Annotated in this window: 15 protein-coding genes; 4 read left to right on the top strand and 11 right to left on the bottom strand. The window is 73.1% G+C overall.

Annotated elements, in window-relative coordinates; all coding sequences use genetic code 11:
* Positions 1-135: 135 nt before the first annotated feature.
* The 3 genes from FHU36_RS27665 to FHU36_RS27675 are packed head-to-tail and all read right to left on the bottom strand — an operon-like array spanning position 136 to position 2,145.
* Positions 136-657 (bottom strand): flavodoxin family protein, encoded by a 522-nt coding sequence (locus FHU36_RS27665; protein ID WP_185086719.1) that lies wholly within the window; start codon positions 655-657, stop codon positions 136-138.
* Positions 658-685: 28 nt separating this feature from the next.
* Positions 686-1,168 carry a CBS domain-containing protein gene (locus tag FHU36_RS27670; protein ID WP_185086720.1) on the bottom strand — a complete coding sequence of 161 codons (483 nt, stop codon included), beginning with the start codon at positions 1,166-1,168 and terminating at the stop codon, positions 686-688.
* Positions 1,165-2,145 (bottom strand): universal stress protein, encoded by a 981-nt coding sequence (locus FHU36_RS27675; protein ID WP_185086721.1) that lies wholly within the window; start codon positions 2,143-2,145, stop codon positions 1,165-1,167. The genes FHU36_RS27670 and FHU36_RS27675 overlap by 4 nt, the downstream gene beginning before the upstream one ends.
* A gap of 209 nt (positions 2,146-2,354) precedes the next feature.
* Between FHU36_RS27675 and FHU36_RS27680 the strand changes: the two genes are divergently transcribed.
* Positions 2,355-2,696 carry an ArsR/SmtB family transcription factor gene (locus tag FHU36_RS27680; RefSeq protein ID WP_185086722.1) on the top strand — a complete coding sequence of 114 codons (342 nt, stop codon included), beginning with the start codon at positions 2,355-2,357 and terminating at the stop codon, positions 2,694-2,696.
* Entirely contained in the window at positions 2,693-4,387 is a 1,695-nt protein-coding gene (locus FHU36_RS27685; protein ID WP_185086723.1) for a SulP family inorganic anion transporter, read from the top strand. Before FHU36_RS27680 ends, FHU36_RS27685 begins: the two co-directional genes overlap by 4 nt.
* Before the next feature lie 55 nt (positions 4,388-4,442).
* On the opposite strand, the gene narI is transcribed toward FHU36_RS27685, so the two are convergent.
* The 6 genes from narI to FHU36_RS27715 form a co-directional block, all read right to left on the bottom strand.
* On the bottom strand, positions 4,443-5,165 hold the full coding sequence (gene narI / locus FHU36_RS27690; RefSeq protein ID WP_312891863.1) for a respiratory nitrate reductase subunit gamma: 723 nt from the start codon (positions 5,163-5,165) through the stop codon (positions 4,443-4,445).
* Positions 5,162-5,767, bottom strand: coding sequence for a nitrate reductase molybdenum cofactor assembly chaperone (narJ, locus tag FHU36_RS27695; RefSeq protein WP_312891864.1), 606 nt, complete (start codon positions 5,765-5,767; stop codon positions 5,162-5,164). The genes narI and narJ overlap by 4 nt, the downstream gene beginning before the upstream one ends.
* Positions 5,764-7,416 (bottom strand): nitrate reductase subunit beta, encoded by a 1,653-nt coding sequence (gene narH / locus FHU36_RS27700; RefSeq protein ID WP_185086724.1) that lies wholly within the window; start codon positions 7,414-7,416, stop codon positions 5,764-5,766. The genes narJ and narH overlap by 4 nt, the downstream gene beginning before the upstream one ends.
* Positions 7,416-11,057, bottom strand: a complete 3,642-nt coding sequence (locus FHU36_RS27705; RefSeq protein WP_185086725.1) for a nitrate reductase subunit alpha — start codon at positions 11,055-11,057, stop codon at positions 7,416-7,418. The genes narH and FHU36_RS27705 overlap by 1 nt, the downstream gene beginning before the upstream one ends.
* A gap of 34 nt (positions 11,058-11,091) precedes the next feature.
* Complete coding sequence (locus FHU36_RS27710; RefSeq protein WP_185086726.1) at positions 11,092-12,294, bottom strand: MFS transporter; 1,203 nt, start codon at positions 12,292-12,294, stop codon at positions 11,092-11,094.
* Between the two features lie 120 nt (positions 12,295-12,414).
* On the bottom strand, positions 12,415-13,074 hold the full coding sequence (locus tag FHU36_RS27715; RefSeq protein WP_185086727.1) for a helix-turn-helix domain-containing protein: 660 nt from the start codon (positions 13,072-13,074) through the stop codon (positions 12,415-12,417).
* A gap of 229 nt (positions 13,075-13,303) precedes the next feature.
* On the opposite strand from FHU36_RS27715, the gene FHU36_RS27720 reads away from it, so the two are divergent.
* Entirely contained in the window at positions 13,304-14,551 is a 1,248-nt protein-coding gene (locus FHU36_RS27720; RefSeq protein ID WP_312891865.1) for a PP2C family protein-serine/threonine phosphatase, read from the top strand.
* A gap of 69 nt (positions 14,552-14,620) precedes the next feature.
* Here the strand turns inward: FHU36_RS27720 and FHU36_RS27725 are convergent, their stop codons facing one another.
* Together FHU36_RS27725 and FHU36_RS27730 are read right to left on the bottom strand one after the other, a co-directional pair.
* Positions 14,621-15,559 carry a sulfite exporter TauE/SafE family protein gene (locus FHU36_RS27725; RefSeq protein ID WP_185086728.1) on the bottom strand — a complete coding sequence of 313 codons (939 nt, stop codon included), beginning with the start codon at positions 15,557-15,559 and terminating at the stop codon, positions 14,621-14,623.
* Positions 15,560-15,812: 253 nt separating this feature from the next.
* The gene (locus FHU36_RS27730) at positions 15,813-18,089 is read right to left on the bottom strand and encodes a transketolase-like TK C-terminal-containing protein (RefSeq protein ID WP_185086729.1); all 2,277 of its coding nucleotides are present in this window, start codon (positions 18,087-18,089) and stop codon (positions 15,813-15,815) included.
* Between the two features lie 127 nt (positions 18,090-18,216).
* On the opposite strand from FHU36_RS27730, the gene FHU36_RS27735 reads away from it, so the two are divergent.
* A complete protein-coding gene (locus tag FHU36_RS27735) occupies positions 18,217-18,693 on the top strand; it encodes an Lrp/AsnC family transcriptional regulator (protein ID WP_185086730.1) in 477 nt (158 codons plus the stop codon).
* Positions 18,694-18,706: the final 13 nt, after the last annotated feature.

An 18,706-nucleotide genomic window follows, 5' to 3' on the forward strand; every position in this document is an offset into this window, starting at 1 on the left:
GTGCGCACCCCCACCGCCGCCGACCTCTCCCCGAGATCGTGGAGGGCCCCTCCATGCCGTCCCCCGGCGGTGGAACGGGCGAGAACGACGGAAGCGGGGCGGCACCCTGAGGTGCCGCCCCGCTTCCGTCGCCGGTCAGGCCGCCGAGGAGGTGGCGTACGACGCGGCGAGCCCCTCACCCCAACGCCTGGCCCGGTCCGCCTCCCCGCCCACGAGCGGTCCCGGCGTGCCGGTGACGTAGAAGCTCTGTGCGGGCACGACCATCCGGACGCCGGCCGCGCGCAGCCGGCGGGCGACCGCGCGGGCCGCCGAGCCGGGCAGCCGCGGCTTGTACACCCGCGTGTCGAACGCCGCCGAGCCGAGCAGCGGCGAGGAGGTCCGCAGGTCGGCCAGCCACTCGCGCAGGCCGCGTCCCTGTGAGACCAAGGGCCCGTCCGCCTGCCTGGCGGCGGACTGCCGCGTCGAGACCCGGCTCATGCCGAACGCGTGCGTCGGCCCGCCCACGACGAGCAGCGCGACGTCCTCGCCCACCACCGGTGGCGCCGCGCCGACCTCGACCACCCTGACCTCCATGGCCGAGCCGAGGCCTTCCGCCACGGCCTCGGCGATCTGCCGCGTGTTACCGAACATGGACTCGTACACGACTAATGCGTACATCGCACGCCTCCTTCCAGCTCTGGGCGCTTCAGTTCTGCGTGGGCAGGACAGGCTCCAGGCGGAACATGCCCGTGACCACCTCGCCCGGCCGATCGTCGGGCCGCACGCGGCCGGCGACGGCGGCGAGCACGTCGTGGGCGGTGATGAGCCCGACCAGGCCCTCTCCGGACACCACGGGGACCGCGTCACATCCGGCGTCGACCATGACGGCCGCGACGCGGACCAGCGGGTCGCCGGGACCCACCCGGGGCCGGGGCTCGCAGCCGAGCATCGAGCGGACCTGGCGGGACGCCTGCTGTTGCGGGCCGCCGGACCAGGACGCGGCCAGGTCCTCGCGGGACAGGACGCCCAGCACGTGCTCGCCGTCCACGATCGGCAGGTGGTGCACCCCCGCTCGGCGCATCAGCTCCCAGGCCATCAGCGGTGACTCCTCCGGCCGGACCGCGACGACGATCCTGCTCATCACCTGCTGGGCGGTCAGCGCTCCGACGCCCGTCGACTCGACGCTCATGGCCGTCCCCCCGTCTCCTCGTCGCCGCCGGCGGGCGGCCTGTCCGGACCGCTCCCGCCCGGCGCCCTCTCGCCGCCTGCGGGTGGCCCCTGCCGCCGGTCGCCGCGGGGGCGCACCACCGCGACCGGGCAGGTCACGTGGTGCAGCACCCCGTGGCCGACCGACCCCAGCATGGCCGCGGCGAACCCGCCCCGCCCACGCGAGCCGACCACCACCAGGTCCGCCGACGCCGACGCCTTGACCAGCGCCGACACCGGGTGCTCGGACACCTGCTCGTCGATGATCCGCACGTCGGGGTGGCGTTCCCGCCACGGCACGACCCAGGCACGCGCCATGCGGACCTCCTCCTCGTACGCCTCCTGCAGCAGGTCGCTGTAGGCCGCCGCGTACGGCGAGAACACCGGCATCTGCCAGGCGGTCACCACGTACAGTTGCGCGTCACGGGACCGGGCCTGCTCGATGGCGTACTCCATGGCGGCCGTGGAGTGCTCGGACCCGTCGTAGCCGACGACGACCTGGCCGTGCTGCACGACCGAGGGCCCGCGCACGACCACGACCGGCCCGGCGGCGTGCCCGGCCAGGTTGAGCCCCACGGACCCGAGCAGCATCCCGGCGAACCCGCCCAGCCCTCTGCTGCCCACCACGACGCCGTCGGCGGTCGCCGATTCGCGGACCAGCGCGTCGATGACGCCGCCGGACAGCATCGCGGTGGTCACCTCGACGTCGGGCGCGAGGTCTCGGGCATGCTCCGCCGCCGTCTCCAGGGCCCCGGCGCAGAACTCCGTCCCGCCCACATCGGCGGCCCTGATGGCGGCCTCGGAGGCCGTCCCGGAGGCGGCGTCGGTGGGGGGCCACTGCTCGCACACGTGCACGATCCGCAGGCCCAGCCCGCGGCGCCGCGCGTCGGCCGCGGCCCACTCCACGGCGGCGGTCGCCGCGTGCGACCCGTCCACGCCGACCACGATCCGTCCGCTCATCGCTCATCGCCTCCGCGCTCGCGGCTCCGGACTGCGCCGCTCTCGTCTCCCAGCGTGCCGGGCGCGCGGCCCGCGCGCCGGTGCAGGAAGTCCCCAGTGCGTGGGCCGTTGGTCCCGACCCGCATACCCATACACAGGTCATCGATTTGCGAAAATTCGCAATTGCCCAGATAGTGGTAGGCGGCAAGCGAACGAAACGGAGGCACGTCGTGCCGGTCCCCCTCTACCAGGCCAAGGCCGAGTTCTTCCGGATGCTCGGGCACCCCGTCCGCATCCGGGTCCTGGAGCTGCTCCAGGACGGCCCGGTGCCGGTGCGTGACCTGCTGGCCGCGCTCGACGTCGAGCCGCCCAACCTGTCGCAGCACCTGGCGGTGCTGCGCCGCTCGGGGATCGTGCTGTCCACCCGCGAGGGGTCCAACGTGATCTACCAGCTCGCGGGCGGCGACGTGGCCGACCTGATGCGGGCCGCCCGGCGGATCCTGACGGCGATGCTCGACGACCAGAGCGGCCTGCTGGCGGAGCTGCGGGCCTCCGAGAGCGGATCCGCATGAGCGGGCGGACGGGCCGGGCGTGGTCCTCGGTGGTCTCCCTGCTGCCCGGGCGGGCCGACCTGACGGCAATGCGCCGCCACCCCCGCCGTGACCTGCTGGCGGGCGTGACGGTCGCGATCGTCGCGCTGCCCCTGGCGCTGGGCTTCGGCGTCTCCTCCGGAATGGGCGCCGCGGCCGGGCTGGCCACGGCGGTCGTGGCGGGGGCCGTCGCGGCGCTGTTCGGCGGGTCCAACCTGCAGGTGTCGGGCCCGACGGGCGCGATGACGGTCGTGCTGGTGCCGATCGTCGCCCAGTACGGCCCGGGGGGCGTGCTGACGGTGGGGCTGATGGCCGGGGTCATCCTGATCGCGCTGGCCCTGGCCAGGGTCGGGCGGTACATGCGCTACGTGCCCGCCCCGGTCGTGGAGGGGTTCACGCTCGGCATCGCCTGCGTCATCGCCCTGCAGCAGGTTCCGTCGGCGCTCGGCGTGCCGAAGCCGGAGGGCGACAAGGCCCTCGCCGTCGCCTGGCAGGCCGTGCTCGACTTCGCCCGCGAGCCGCGCTGGGCCGAGGTGGCGCTGGCGGTGGCCGTCGCCGCCGTGATGCTGGCGGGCGCCCGGTGGCGGCCGGGCGTGCCGTTCTCGATCATCGCCGTGGTGGCCGCGACCGTGGCGGCGCAGGCGCTTCCTCTCGACGCGGCCGTGATCGGCGCCCTGCCCGCCGGGCTGCCCGCGCCGTCCCTCGCCTTCCTCGACCCGGCCGCGCTCGGCTCGCTGCTGGCCCCGGCCGTCGCGGTGGCGGCGCTGGCCGCGCTGGAGTCGCTGCTGTCGGCGTCCGTGGCCGACGGCATGACCGTCGGCGAGCGGCACGACCCCGACCGGGAGCTGTTCGGCCAGGGCCTGGCCAACATCGCCGCGCCGCTGTTCGGCGGCGTGCCCGCGACGGCGGCGATCGCCCGCACGGCCGTGAACGTGCGCACCGGTGCCGCGTCACGGCTGGCCGCGCTCACCCACGCGGCCGTGCTGGCCGCCATCGTGTTCGTCGCGGCGCCGCTGGTCTCCCGCATTCCGCTGGCCGCGCTGGCGGGGGTGCTGCTGGCCACGGCCGTGCGGATGGTGGAGGTGGGCTCGCTGCGCGCGATCGCCCGCGCCACCCGCGCCGACGGCCTGGTGCTGGCACTGACGGCGGTGGCGACCGTGGCGCTCGACCTGGTCTACGCGGTCATCATCGGCCTGGTCATCGCGGGCGCGCTGGCCCTGCGCGCGGTGGCCCGCCAGGCCCGGCTGGACCAGGTGGACTTCAAGCCCGACCTGCCGGGCGAGCACAGCGACGAGGAGTACGAACTGCTCACCGAGCACATCGTGGCCTACCGCATCGACGGGCCGCTGTTCTTCGCCGCCGCGCACCGCTTCCTGCTGGAGCTGCTGGAGGTCGCCGACGTGCGCGTGGTCATCCTGCGCATGTCGCGGGTGACGACGGTCGACGCCACCGGGGCGCTGGTGCTCAAGGACGCGATCGACCGGCTGCACCGGCGCGGCATCCTGGTCCTCGCCTCCGGCGTCCGTCCCGGGCAGCGGCAGGTGTTCGACTCGGTCGAGGCGCTGGCGGGACTGGGCGGCGAGCACGCCACCACGCCGGAGGCGATCCGCCACGCCCGCGCCCACCTGCAGCACACCGGCATCCTGCCGCGCCACGACGCGCAACCGGCCTGACGCCCCACCGCCCCGGTGCCCGGCCCGGCGGCGCCGGACCGGGCACCGGGCCGGCTCAGCCCGCCCAGCCGCGCCGGGCCGGGCGGGAGCCCGCGACGTCCTCGCGGCTGCGGTAGACGACGTACGGCCGGGTCAGGTAGCCGACCGGCGCGGTGAGCATGTGCACCAGCCGGGTGAACGGCCAGATGGCGAACAGCACCAGGGCGCTCAGCGCGTGCAGCTGGAACAGCAGCGGCGCCCCCGCCATCAGCGCCGGGTCGGGGCTGAAGTAGAAGATCGACCGGAACCAGGGCGAGATGGTGGTGCGGTAGTCGTAGCCGCCGCCGACGATGTTGGCGACGACGGTGGCCGCCAGGCCGAGCACGATGGTCAGGGCGAGCACGGCGTACATCAGCTTGTCGTTGCGCGTGGTCGCGGTGAAGACCGGGCCCACGGTGCGGCGGCGGTAGATGAGGATCGCCAGGCCGGCGAGCGTGCACACGCCCGCGATCGTGCCGAGCACGACGGCCACCACGTGGTAGGCCTCCTCGCTGACACCCGCCGCCTCGGTCCACGACTTGGGGATCACCAGCCCGCCGACGTGGCCGAGGATCACGACCAGGATGCCGAAGTGGAACAGCGGGCTGCCGATGCGCAACAGCCGCGACTCGTACATCTGCGACGAGCGGGTGGTCCAGCCGAACTTGTCGTAGCGGTAGCGCCACAGGTGGCCCAGCACGAACACGGTGAGCGCCACGTACGGGGCGATCACCCACAGCAGCAGGTCCAGTGCGTTCACCGTGCTCCTCCGGCGGTGTAGGGCTCCAGGCCGACCTGCTCCATCGGCGGCCCCTCCTGGGCGAGCTTGAGTGCGGCGGCCCGCTCGCGGTCGGTGGCGGGCGGCAGGGTGGCCAGCACGGCGGCGACCACGTCGGCGTACGGCGAGTTCTCGGCCACCAGGGCCTTGCGCAGCGTCTCGACGCCCGCGCGGTGCTCGCGCAGCAGCCGGACGGCCTGCTCGACGCCGCCGCGGGCGGACAGCTCGCACACCACGGCCAGGTGGTCGGGCAGCTCGCCGTCGACCGGCTCGAAGCCGGCCGCGCGGAAGGCGTGCTTGAAGCGCAGCAGCGCCATGCCCCGCTTGCGCGTGTCGCCGTAGGTGTAGTAGGTCAGGTACGGGCAGCAGCGGCGTTTGAGGTCGAACGTCGCCACGTAGTGCTCGGCCAGCCGCGGCAGCGGGGTGGTGGCCAGGTGCGCCAGGAAGGCGCGCAGGCGGGCGGCGGCCTCGCCGGACGGCAGGCTCGCCACGGTCCTGGTGAGCAGCGGCAGCGCCTCGACCAGCCGCTCGTCCGGATAGCCGAGCAGCACCGAGGCCGTCATGTGGATGGCACGCTGGCTCACGAGTCCTCCTTGCGCTTGGGGAACAGCCCCTCGGGCGTCCCCTTGCCGTCCCAGTTGAGCAGGTTGACGCGGCCCGACCGGTCGGCCGGGTCCACGAGGGCGCCGGTCTCCTGCCGGTTCTTGAGCGCGTGGAAGGTCTCCACGGCGACCGGGGCGGGCGTGCCGGACGCCTCACCGAACGGGCCGCCCATGCCGGGCCCGCCCTCGTAGTCGAGGCTGCAGCCGGTCGCCAGCTCCTCCAGCTCCCTGCCCTGCTCGGCGTGGGCCTTGGGGATGACGTACCGCTCGGCGTAGGGCGCCAGGGCGAGCAGCCGGTGCATGCCCTCGACCTGCTCGCCGGTCATGCCCACCGCGTCGGCGATCGACTCGTCGGACGCCTGCCCCAGGTTGAGACGGCGCATGTAGGAGCGCATGGCCGCCAGGCGGCGCAGCACGCCCCGCACCGGCTCGGGATCTCCGGCGGTGAACAGCTCGGCCAGGTAGCCGATCGGGATGCGCAGCGCGTCGATGGCACCGAACAGGTTGCCGGCGTCCTCGCCGTCGTGCCCGGTGTTGGCCAGCACGTCCACCACGGGTGACAGCGGCGGGATGTACCAGACCATCGGCATCGTCCGGTACTCCGGGTGCAGCGGCAGCGCCACGCCGTACTCGAAGATCAGCTTGTGGATCGGCGAGCGGCGCGCCGCCTCCAGCCAGTCGTCGGCAATGCCCTCCCTGCGGGCGGCGGCGATCACCTCAGGGTCGTGCGGGTCCAGCAGGACGCTCTTCTGCGCCTCGTACAGGTCCTTCTCGTCGGGCACCGAGGCGGCCTCGGCGACCCGGTCGGCGTCGTAGAGCAGCAAACCGATGTAGCGCAGCCGGCCGACGCAGGTCTCGGAGCAGACGGTCGGGATGCCCACCTCGACCCGGGGGTAGCAGAACGTGCACTTCTCCGCCTTGCCGGTGCGGTGGTTGAAGTACACCTTCTTGTACGGGCACCCGGTCACGCACATCCGCCAGCCCCGGCAGCGGTCCTGGTCCACCAGCACGATGCCGTCCTCGGAGCGCTTGTACATCGCGCCGGACGGGCAGGACGCCACGCAGGACGGGTTGAGGCAGTGCTCGCAGATGCGCGGCAGGTAGAACATGAACGCCCGCTCGAACTCCAGCTTCACCTGGCCCGACAGCTTCTTCAGCACCGGGTCGGCCGGGGCGAGCTCAGGACCGCCGGCCAGGTTGTCGTCCCAGTTCGCGCTCCAGGTGATCTTCGTGTTCTGGCCGGTGATGAGCGACTTGGGCCGGGCGACCGGCGTGTCCTCGGAGGCCGGGGCGGAGAAGAGCCGGTCGTAGTCGTACGTCCACGGCTCGTAGTAGTCCTGGATGGACGGCATGAGCGGGTTGGCGAAGATGGTGAACAGCTTGCGCAGCCGCCCGCCCGCCTTCAGCCGGAGCCGGCCGCGCTTGTTCAGCTCCCACCCGCCCTTCCACTTGTCCTGGTCCTGGTAGGTGCGCGGGTAGCCCTGGCCGGGACGGGTCTCGACGTTGTTGAACCAGACGTACTCGGTGCCGGAACGGTTGGTCCACGCCTGCTTGCAGGTGACCGAGCAGGTGTGGCAGCCGATGCACTTGTCGAGGTTCATCACCATGGCGAGCTGTGCCATGACCCTCATCAGTAGTCCACCTCCTGGGAACGGCGGCGGATCACGGTGACCTCGTCGCGCTGGTTGCCTGTGGGGCCGAGATAGTTGAAGGCGAAGCTGAGCTGGGCGTAGCCGCCGATGAGGTGGGTGGGCTTGACCAGCAGCCGGGTGAGCGAGTTGTGGATGCCGCCGCGCCGCCCCGAGGTCTCGCTCTTGGGCACGTCCACGACGCGTTCCTGCGCGTGGTACATGTACACGGTGCCCTCGGGCATGCGGTGCGAGACGACCGCGCGGGCCACGACGACGCCGTTGCGGTTGACCGCCTCGACCCAGTCGTTGTCGCCGATCTTCGCCTTGGCGGCGTCGGCCGGGCTCATCCAGATGGTCGGCCCGCCGCGTGACAGCGTCAGCATGAGCAGGTTGTCCTGGTATTCGGAGTGGATGGACCACTTGGAGTGCGGGGTGAGGTAGCGCACGGTGATGCCGGCCTCTCCCTGGTCGCCGATGCCGGGTTCGCCGAACATCGCCGTCATGTTGAGTGGCGGCCGGTAGACCGGCAGCGCCTCACCCGCCTCGTGCATCCAGTCGTGGTCGAGGTAGAAGTGCTGGCGTCCGGTGAGGGTGTGCCAGGGTTTGCGGTGTTCGACGTTGACGGTGAACGCCGAGTAGCGCCGCCCGCCGCTCTCGCTGCCCGACCACTCCGGCGAGGTGATCACCGGGACGGGACGGTTCTGGGTGTCGGCGAAGGTGATCTGCTTGTGCTCGTCGGCCAGGCCGTCGAACGACGTCCCCGTGCGCCGGGCGAGCGTGGCGAAGCCCTGGGCCGCCAGGTGCCCGTTGGTGGTGCCGGACAGGGCGAGGATCGCCTCGCACATGTTGACGTCGGTGGCCAGCGAGGGCCGGCCGTCCTTGGTGACCCCGTTGATCCGGCCGAGCCGGCCGATCTCGCCGGAGACGTCGTACGTCAGGCCCTTGGTGGTGGCGCCGAGCCGGTCCAGCAGCGGGCCGAGCGCGGCCATCTTGTCGGCGACCGCCCCGTAGTCGCGCTCCACCACGACGATCTTCGGGAAGTCGCGGCCGGGCACCGGGGTGTCACCGGTCTCCCGCCAGTCGCGCACGGTGCCGTGCGGGGTGGCCAGCTCGTCGGGCGTGTCGTGCAGCAGCGGCACGGCCACCACGTCCTTGCGGGTGCCCAGGTGGGTCCTGGCCAGGTCGCTGAAGGCGCGGGCGATGGCGTGGAAGGCGGCGAAGTCGGTGCGGGTCTGCCAGGGCGGGTCGATCGCCGGGGTGAAGGCGTGCACGAACGGGTGCATGTCGGTGGACGACAGGTCGTGCTTCTCGTACCAGGTGGCGGCGGGCAGCACGATGTCGGAGAACAGCGTGGTGGACGTCATCCGGAAGTCCAGCGACAGCAGCAGGTCGAGCTTGCCCCGGGGCGCTTCCTCCGGCCAGGCCAGGCTGCCCGGCCGCTGGTCCGGCGCGGCCTCCTCGGCGCGCACGGAGGAGTCGGTGCCCAGCAGGTGGCGCAGGAAGTACTCGTTGCCCTTGGCCGAGGAGCCGAGCAGGTTGGCCCGCCAGACGGTCAGCACCCTCGGCCAGTTCTCCGGCGCGTCGGGATCCTCGCAGGCGAACCCGAGCTGCCCCCGCGCGACCTGCTCGGCCACGTACGGCCCGGGTTCGGCCCCCGCGGCGGCCACCTCGTCGGCCAGGTCGAGCGGGTTGCGGTCGAACGTCGGGTAGGACGGCATCCAGCCGAGCCGCGCCGACTGCGACAGCAGGTCGGCGGTGGCCTTCCCGGCGAAGGTGCCGTCCGCGAGCGGCGAGGAGACCACGTCGGCCGAGTAGGTGTCGTAGCGCCACTGGTCGGTGTGCAGGTACCAGAAGGCGGTGCCGATCATCTGCCGGGGCGGGCGCGCCCAGTCCAGGCCGAAGGCGAGCTGCGCCCACCCGGTGACCGGCCGGCACTTCTCCTGGCCGACGTAGTGGGCCCAGCCGCCGCCGTTGACGCCCTGGCAGCCGGTCAGCGTGGTCAGCGCCAGGAACGAGCGGTAGATCGTGTCGGAGTGGAACCAGTGGTTCGTCCCCGCCCCCATGATGATCATGGACCGGCCGCCGGACTCCTCGGCGTTGCGGGCGAACTCCCGGGCGATGCGCGCCGCCGCCGCGGCCGGGACCGAGGTGAGCGGCTCCTGCCAGGCCGGCGTGTACGGCTCGGCCGCGTCGTCGTAGCCGGCCGGCCAGCGGCCCGGCAGGCCGTCGCGGGCCACGCCGTACTGGGCCAGCATCAGGTCGTACACGGTGGTGACCAGGTGGCCGCCGACCCGGCGCACCGGGACGCCGCGCTCCAGCACGCCGTCGCCGTGCCCGTCGAAGCGCGGCAGCGACACCGCGACGGCCTCCTCCCCCAGGGCGGACAGCAGCGGGTCCACGTCGCCGAGGTCGAGGTTCCAGCGGCCCTGGCCCTGCTCGGAGAAGCGGAAGCCGAGCGAGCCGTTCGGCACGACCGGCTCGCCGGTCGCCGCGTCCAGCAGCACCGTGGCGAACGCCGCCTCCTTCCCCTCCTGCCCCAGGTCGGCCGCGGTGAGGAACTTGTCGGGCACGAACCCGCCGTCCCGCTCGCGCAGCCGGACCAGGAACGGCAGGTCGGTGAAGCGCTTGACGTAGTCGAGGAAGGCCGGCGTGGACCGCTCGACGAAGAACTCCTTCAGGATCACGTGCCCCATGGCCATGGCCAGCGCGCCGTCCGTGCCCGGGTGCGGCGCCAGCCACTCGTCGGCGAACTTGGCGGCGTCGTTGTAGTCGGGCGCGAGCACCACGACCTTCTGGCCCCGGTAGCGCGCCTCGGCCATGTAGTGGGCGTCGGGCGTGCGGGTGACCGGGACGTTCGAGCCCCACAGCATCAGGTAGGCGGCGTCCCACCAGTCGGCCGACTCCGGCACGTCCGTCTGGTCACCGAACACCTGCGGCGAGGCCACCGGCAGGTCGGCGTACCAGTCGTAGAACGACAGCATCGACCCGCCGATAAGCGAGACGAAGCGGGCGCCCACGGCGTGCGAGGTCATCGACATGGCCGGGATCGGCGAGAAGCCCGCCACCCGGTCCGGGCCGTGGACCTTGATGGTGTGCACGTGCGCCGCGGCGATGATCTCGGTGGCCTCGTCCCAGGAGACGCGCACCAGCCCGCCCTTGCCGCGGGCCGACTGATAGCGGCGGCGCTTGTCCGGGTCCGTGGTGATCTCCGCCCAGGCGGCGACCGGGTCGCCCAGCCTGGCCCTGGCCTCGCGGTACATCTCCACGAGGACGCCCCTGGCGTACGGGAAGCGGACGCGGGTGGGCGAGTAGGTGTACCAGGAGAAGGCGGCGCCACGGGGGCAGCCGCGCGGCTCGTACTCGGGCCGGTCGCCGCCCACGCTCGGGTAGTCGGTCTGCTGCGCCTCCCAGGTGATCACTCCGTCCTTGACGTACACCTTCCAGGAGCACGAGCCGGTGCAGTTGACGCCGTGGGTGGAGCGCACGACCTTGTCGTGGCTCCACCGGTCGCGGTAGAAGACGTCGCCCTGCCGGCCGCCGATCTGGTGCAACGTCCTGAGGTCGGGAGAGACTTTGCCGGGGCGCAGGTAGCGCCCGAACTGCAGCAGCGCGTCGCTGAACGGCCCGTCGGTGCTCGCCATGGATGGTGCCTCTTTCTGTCAGGTATGGGTTCCGTCAGCTCTGGGCGCTTGCGGCGGGGCGCAGGACGAACCAGCAGTAGACGAACGCGCCGAGGGCCACGGCCGCGAGCAGCATCAGGCCGATGGCGTACGAGCCGGTGCCCTGGAAGATCAGGCCCATCACGATGGGCGGCAGGAACCCGCCCAGGCCGCCCGCGGCGCCCACCACGCCGGTGGCGCTGCCCACCATGGGGCCGGGCACGCCCCGGCCGAGGATCGCGAAGACCGCGCCGTTGCCCAGGCCGAGCGCGGCGGCCATGGCCAGGAAGCCGACCGTGGCGACCGGCATGCCGGGCGCGAAGGAGACGACGATCGCGCAGCAGAACACCGCGAGCAGCACCCAGCACAGCACGCGCTCGCCGCCGAACCGGTCGGCGAGCCAGCCGCCGACCGGGCGGGCCAGCGTGGCCAGCACCACGAACCCGGCCGTGCGGGCCGCCGCGTCGGGGACGGTCAGGTCGTAGACGGCGCGGAGGTAGAGGGGCAGGTAGACGCCGAACGCGACGAACCCGCCGAACGTCAGGGCGTACATGCCGGCCATCTCGCGGGTGACGCGCAGCCGGGCGGCGGCGGCGAACCGGGTGAGGAACGGCTCCGCGGGGGCCTTGGCGCCGGGCGCGTCCTGCCCGATGGCGAGGAAGGCCAGCCCGACGACGACGAGCGCCACGGCGACCGCGTAGAAGGGCGCGGGCCGGCCGAACTCCCTGGCCAGCCACGGCGTGGCGAATCCGGAGATACCGGTGCCGATGTTGCCCATGCCGAAGACGCCGAGGGCCAGGCCGCGCCGCTCCGGCGGGAACCAGGCGTTGACGAACGGCACGCCGATGGCGAACGTCGCACCGGTCATGCCCAGCAGCAGCCCGCCGGCCAGCAGCAGGGGGTAGCTCTCGACGAAGGCGAGGAACAGCACGGGGACGGCGCCGAGCAGGCTGGTGACCCCGAACACCAGCCGGCCGCCGTACCGGTCGGTCAGCGCGCCGAGGACCATGCGGCCCAGCGAACCGACGATCACCGGCACCGCGACCAGTAGGGACACGGCGAAGGAGCTCAGGCCCAGCAGCTCTTGGTAGACGGGCCCGAGGGGACTCAGGAGCGCCCAGGCCCAGAAGTTGACCGCGAACGCGACCGTGGCGAGGACCAGCGCCACAGTCGCGGAGCCCGTGCGCGTGGACGTCGCGGTGGGCGGGATGGGAGCCATCGAGGTGCTTCCTCTCGAGATTCTGGTTGGGCGCTGCCAGCCTCCTGGATCGCCCCATACCCCAAAAGGGGCTTTAGTCCTCCCCTCACAGCCCGAAAGGCTCCGTGGTGCGCCGGCCGCTCAGCCGGCGCTGATGCGCCGTCCCGTCGTCCGCGCCGGGGCGATCCGGAGGTACTGCCGGCGGTCGCCGCCCGCCCACGGGTCCACGCCCGACGACTGCGCCTCGGCCAGCTCCTCGTCGGTGACATGGTGCAGCGAGCCCTGCACGAGCACGCTCCAGCCCGTCCGGGTGGCCTCCTCGATCCGGTCCACCTGGAAGGCGACCAGATACTCGACGCCTTCCAGCCCGGTGCGCAGGTCGGCCTCCATCGAGCCGCCCGCCGTGGTGCGGAAGACGATGGCGCCACGGGCCATGCGGTAGTTGACGGGCAGCACGGTCGGGCCGTAGCGGCCGTTGTAGGCGATGCGGCCCACCCCTCCGGGTGAGATCAGGCGAAGGCACTCGCTCTCGTCCAGCTCGCCCAGGTGCGCGCCGGCCGCCGCGCCGCCCTCGCCCGGGGGCGCCTCGCCGAGCAGCTGCGCCGCCGTCGTGTCGAGCACGGGCGCGAGCTTGGCGGCGGCCTCGCGCACCGAGGTCTCGGACTGTTCCTCCAGGTAGCCGACGTACGCCTCCTCGACGCCGGCGCGCTCGGCCAGTTGCCCACGGGTCAGCCCCAGCTTCTCCCGCCGTTCCGCGACGCGGCTGCCGATCCCGCCCAGCCGTCCTACCAGATCCGACATGTAGCACTCCATCTTCCACAGTGCGATGACCTTCTCCCGGTTCACGGTAGTAGCCGGGCGCCGCGGCACGGGCGGCCGGGCTGCGCGAGCTCGCGGAGCCTGGAGCGGGCGTCGCCTGGAGGCGACCCGAGACGTCCGCGGGATGCCCGGGCGGGACACGGAGGGCCCCCTGCTGTGTCGAACCCCCCTCGTCCAGGTAGAAAGAAAAAGGACCACAAGGGGGCGACCGGTGCACGACAACGGTGAGCGCATGCTGGGCGGCTTGATCGCGGCCCACCATCTCGCCACGATCGAGGAACTGCCCGCCCTGGTCGCCGAGCAGGCACGGCAGGCCGGGTTCACGCACCCCGTCCTCTACGTGGCCGACCTGCAGGAGACCTTCCTCGTGCCCCTGCCGGGACAGCGGCAGCCGGACGGCGCGCCGCCGGAGCGGCTGCGCATCGACGGGACCGTGGCCGGGCGCGCCTTCCGCACCCTCGACATGGTGCAGACCCGGCACGCCGAGGGCCTCCCGGGCGACGAGTCCGCCCAGCCGCCGGAGGATGTCGGCCCGCGGCGCGTGTACCTGCCGCTGCTCGACGGCACCGAACGCCTCGGCGTGCTGGCCCTCACCCTGCCCTCCAACGACGGGACCGTCCGCTGGAACGCCGCCCAGCTCGCCGGCCTGCTCGCGCTGATCCTGGCCAACAAGCGCTTCACCAGCGACACCTACGCCCGGCTGGTGCGCTCCCGGCCCATGCAGCTTTCGGCCGAGGTGCTGTGGACGTTGCTGCCCATCCGCACGTTCGCCACCGGACGGGTCGTCGTCAGCGCCGCGCTCGAACCGGCCTACCTCGTCGGCGGCGACGCCTTCGACTACGCCAAGACCGGCGACACCCTGCACCTGGCGATCTTCGACGCGATGGGGCACGACACGGCCGCAGGACTGACCGCCACGATCGCCATGGGCGCCTGCCGCAACAGCCGTCGCGAGAACGCCGGCCTGCGCGCGACCGGCGAGGCCATCGACGCCGCCATCGGCGAGCAGTTCGGCGGCACCCAGTTCGCGACCGGCGTGCTGGCCGAGCTCGACGTCACGACCGGCCGGCTGAGCTGGGTCAACCGCGGCCATCCCCCGCCGCTGGTGCTGCGACACGGCCGCCTGGTCGCCACTCTGGAGACCGAGCCCGACCCGCCGATGGGCTTCGGGATGGAGGCGCTCCACCCCCCGGCCCACTACCAGCTCGAACCCGGCGACCGGCTGCTCTTCTACACCGACGGCGTGATCGAGGCGAGGAGCCCCAGTGGCGAGGAGTTCGGGCTCGAACGGTTCGCCGACTTCGTGATCCGCCGGGAGGCCGACAACGTGCCGCCTCCCGAGACGATGCGCCGCCTCATCCAGACGCTGCTGGAGCACCAGCAGGACCGGCTCCAGGACGACGCCACCGTGCTGCTCGTCGAATGGAAGACCCAGCGGCAGCTCCAGCTCGTCCTGTGACGTGGCGACGGGACCCGCCGCCACGTTCAGGGACTGCCGACAGCACCACCGGCGGTGCCGGTGCGGGCCTCAGGCGGAGGCCGTCTCCTCCTCCGCGGCCGAGGGCCGCCTGGCGCCTTCGATCGCCTCGACGGTCTCGTTCTCCTTGTCGCGACGGTAGGCGCGGACCGAGTACGCGATGGCCGCCGCCCAGATCACGGCGATGATCAGGTAGGCGACCGTCTGGACGCCGCCGGGGGCGTCGATCCAGTCACTGCGCAGCAGGGTGCGCACGTTGGTCAGCACGATGACGCCGCCCACGGCCGAGCCGAGGATGCGCGGCGGGATGTGGCGCACCAGCCAGGCCGCGATCGGCGCCGCGATGACGCCGCCGAGCAGCAGGACCGCGACCCAGGCGAAGTCGATGTTCTCCGAGCCGATGCCGACGAAGAAGCCGACGCTGGCGGCCACCGCGACGAGGAACTCGCTGGCGTCGATCGAGCCGATCACCTTGCGCGGCGCGAGCCGCCCGCTGGCCAGGATGGCGGGTGTGCCGACCGGGCCCCAGCCGCCTCCGCCGGTGGCGTCCACGAAGCCGCCCAGCAGGCCGAGCGGGGCGAGGAAGCGCCTGCGCAGCGGCTTGCCCAGGTTGCCGCGCGGCAGGCCGAAGGCCGTGAACCGGGCGAGGATGTAGGCGCCCAGTGTGAGCAGGATGAGCGACATGACCGGCGCCGCCACCTCGGTGGACAGGCTCGACAGGAACGTCGCGCCGGCGAAGGCGCCGACCGCGCCCGGCAGGCCGATCCGGATGACGACCTTCCAGTCGATGTTGCCGAAGCGCCAGTGGGAGATGCCTGACGCGAGGGTGGTGCCGATCTCGGCCAGGTGCACGGTGGCCGAGGCGGCCGCCGCGTTGGTGCCGACGGCGAGCAGCAGCGTGGTCGAGGTGACGCCGTAGGCCATGCCCAGGCTGCCGTCGACGAGTTGTGCAGCGAATCCGACCAGTCCGAGCAGGATGAGGGCCCGCACGACGTCCCCTTTCCAGGTTTACCTACTATATAAGTAGGAATAGCGGACATCGAGGTCGGCGTCAAGCCGCGTCCGCCGCCCGTCCGTCATGGGAGCGCGGCGGCATCCCCAGGCGGCCCCTCACATGCGGGCCACTCACCGGACGGGAGCCCCGCCGGACGGGATGACGCGGGCAGGGTGTGGAAGGGGTGAGCCGGGGGCTCCGGTGAGGGGGCCCTGTCGGGCGGGGCCTGGGGGCGCGAGGCTGCGGGGGTCAGGCGTCCGGGGCGAGGTCGAGGGCGGCGGTCACGATGCTGTCGGCGTCGATCCCGTGATGGCGGTAGACGTCCTCGATCGTGCCCGACTGGCCGAATCGGGTGACGCCGAGCGGGACGGACGGCACCTGGTTGACCGTGGCCAGGAAGGCCAGCGTGTGCGGGTGCCCGTCCAGGACGGTGACCAGCGGGGTCGCCCGCCGCGCCGGGAAGGCCTGGTCGAGGATCCAGCTCGGCCCGTCCTCCCGCCCCTGACGGGAGCGCAGCGCCTCGAACAGCAGGCCGGGGCTGGTCACGCAGACGACGTCGGCCGGCACGCCGGACCGCTCCAGCCGGTCGGCGGCCGCGAGCGCCTCCGGCACGACGGCGCCCATGGCGGCGACGGTGACCGCCGGCCGGTCGGCCCTGCGCAGCGGGTAGGCCCCGGCGACGGCCTGGCGCCTGCGGCGCTCCCGGGCGGCCGGGTCGGCGGGGACCGCCGCCAGGGCCTGGTCCACCGGCCTCGTCGACAGCCGCAGGTAGGCGGAGCCGCCGCCCGGCCGGCCCAGGCGTGCCAGGCAGGCGAGCAGCGTCCACTCCACGTCGATGGCGAAAGCGGGCTCGTAGGTGACGCAGCCGGGCTGTTCGAGCCCGATGGACGGGGTGGTGATCGACTGGTGGGCGCCGCCCTCGGGGGCGAGCGTGACCCCGGACGGGGTGCCTACCAGGATCGACTGGCCTCCCGCGTAGATGCCGAACGACCACGGTTCGAGCGCCCGTGACACGAACGGGTCGTACAGCACGCCGATCGGCAGCAGCGGCCGGCCCCACCGGCTCCAGGTGGCGCCCAGCTCGCCGAGCAGGCCGACCAGGTTGGTCTCGGCGATGCCCAGCTCGATGTGCTGCCCGGTGGGCTGCTCCCGCCAGTGCAGGATCGTCTCGGGGTCGTCGGCGAACCAGTCCACCCGCTCGCGTGGCGACCACACGCCGACCTTGTTCACCCAGCCGCCCAGGTTGGTGCTGGAGCTGACGTCCGGGCTGACGGTCACGACCTGGCGGGCCGCCTCGGGCGCCTCGCGGGTGAGGTCCATGAGGGTACGGCCGAGCGCGGCCTGGGTGGTGGCGGTGCCGGACGGGGTGCGGCCGATGTCGGCGGGCAGCGGCGGCGGGGTGTGCGCGGGGACGGCGCGCCTGCGCAGCCGCCCGGCCGCCTCCGCGCACAGCGATGCCTGCTCGCTGCCGTCAGGGAAGCGCAGCCAGGGTCGTCCGGGGTCGGCGCCGAGCCGGCCGGCGAGGTCGCGCATCTGCTCCGTGGTCAGCAGCGACGAGTGGTTCTGCGGGTGACCTTCGGTGGGCAGCCCGTACCCCTTCACCGTGTACGCGAAGATCACGGTCGGGCGGGTGTCGTCGATGGCGGAGTAGGCCTGGCCGAGCGCGTCGAGGTCGTGCCCGCCGAGGTCGCGCACGGCCCGCAGGACGGTGATGTCGTCGAGGTCGGCGACCAGCCGGGCGATCGCGGGCTCGCCGCCGGGCAGCCGCTGCCTGAGCTGGGGGGCGGTGCAGCGCAGCAGGCGCTGGTACTCGGGGTTGGGCATCCGGTCGATCCGGGCGCGCAGCGCGTCGCCGCCGGGCCGGTCGAACAGCTCGTGCAGCAGCCGGCCGTACTTGAGGGTGAGCACCTGCCAGTCGGCGGCGGCGAACATGCCCCGCAGCCGCTCGGCGGCCAGGTGCGGCACCACCCGGTCGAGGGACTGCCGGTTGAGGTCGACCACCCACACGATCTCGCCCAGCTCCCGCACGGAGGGGTCGAGGATCGCCTCCCAGACGGCGCCCTCGTCCAGCTCGGCGTCGCCGATCAGGGAGAACTGCCGTCCGGCGCCGGCTCCCACGTAGCGGCGGGCGAGCGCGCCCCAGATCGGCGCGGTGGCTCCGATGCCGACCGATCCGGTCGAGTAGTCCACCGGGTCGGGGTCCTTGGCCCGGCTCGGGTAGCTCTGCAGCCCGCCGAACTCACGCAACGTCGTCAGGTACGCCTCGTCCAGCTCGCCGAGCAGGTAGTTGATCGCGTGCAGCACCGGAGAGGCGTGCGGCTTCACCGACACCCGGTCCTCCGGCGTCAGGTGCGCGAACCACAGCGACGTCATGATGGACGCCATCGAGGCGGACGACGCCTGGTGCCCGCCGACCTTCAGCCCCGAGGGGTTGGGGCGCACCCGGTTGGCGTGGTGCACGATCGACGCCGACAGCCACAGCACGCGGCGCTCGATGTCCCGCAGCAGCTCGGTCGGCGTGCCCATGTCCCCTCCAGGTGTGCAGCAATGCCCCCGAGAACACCATGTCGACGTCCGTCTGCACAAGAGAGCGCCTCCTGATTGAGCAGAATGCACTTGCCGTCGCCTCCGCATGCCTGCGATGGTGGGCAATGTGCCAAGCGACGACCGGATCGACGCCATCGACGCCCGCATCCTGCTCGCCCTGACCGAGCAGCCCCGCGCCACCGCCATCGCGCTGGCCGAGCGGACCGGGCTGTCCCGCAACACCGTGCAGGCCCGCCTGGCCCGGCTGGAGCAGGGCAGGGGGCTCGACTCGTTCGAGCGCCGGATCGACCCGGCCGCGCTCGGCTGTCCGCTGACCGCCTTCGTCACCACCCAGGTGACCCAGCGCAGGCTGGACGAGGTCGCCGCCGCGCTGGCGGACATCCCCGAGGTGCTCCAGGTGCACGGCGTCAGCGGCCCCACCGACCTGCTCGTGCAGATCGTCGGGGCCGACGCCGACGACCTCTACCGGATCGCCGGCCGGATCCTCGCCATCCCCGGCGTCGAGCGGACCAACACCGCCCTGGTGATGCGCCGGCTGGTCGGCTATCGCATCTCCCCGCTGCTCCGCCGTCTGGCCACCTGAGCTCCGGAGACGA

Origin of the sequence: Nonomuraea muscovyensis (assembly GCF_014207745.1) — a bacterium.
GTDB classification, from domain to species: domain Bacteria; phylum Actinomycetota; class Actinomycetes; order Streptosporangiales; family Streptosporangiaceae; genus Nonomuraea; species Nonomuraea muscovyensis.

Coding starts and splice junctions, on each gene's coding strand:
- FHU36_RS27685 (WP_185086723.1), top strand. CDS start 2,693: ATGAGCGGGCGGACGGGCCGGGCGTGGTCCTCGGTGGTCTCCCTGCTG.
- FHU36_RS27670 (WP_185086720.1), bottom strand. CDS start 1,168: ATGAGCGTCGAGTCGACGGGCGTCGGAGCGCTGACCGCCCAGCAGGTG.
- FHU36_RS27715 (WP_185086727.1), bottom strand. CDS start 13,074: ATGTCGGATCTGGTAGGACGGCTGGGCGGGATCGGCAGCCGCGTCGCG.
- FHU36_RS27730 (WP_185086729.1), bottom strand. CDS start 18,089: ATGGGCACGCCGACCGAGCTGCTGCGGGACATCGAGCGCCGCGTGCTG.
- FHU36_RS27675 (WP_185086721.1), bottom strand. CDS start 2,145: ATGAGCGGACGGATCGTGGTCGGCGTGGACGGGTCGCACGCGGCGACC.
- narH (WP_185086724.1), bottom strand. CDS start 7,416: ATGAGGGTCATGGCACAGCTCGCCATGGTGATGAACCTCGACAAGTGC.
- FHU36_RS27710 (WP_185086726.1), bottom strand. CDS start 12,294: ATGGCTCCCATCCCGCCCACCGCGACGTCCACGCGCACGGGCTCCGCG.
- FHU36_RS27705 (WP_185086725.1), bottom strand. CDS start 11,057: ATGGCGAGCACCGACGGGCCGTTCAGCGACGCGCTGCTGCAGTTCGGG.
- FHU36_RS27665 (WP_185086719.1), bottom strand. CDS start 657: ATGTACGCATTAGTCGTGTACGAGTCCATGTTCGGTAACACGCGGCAG.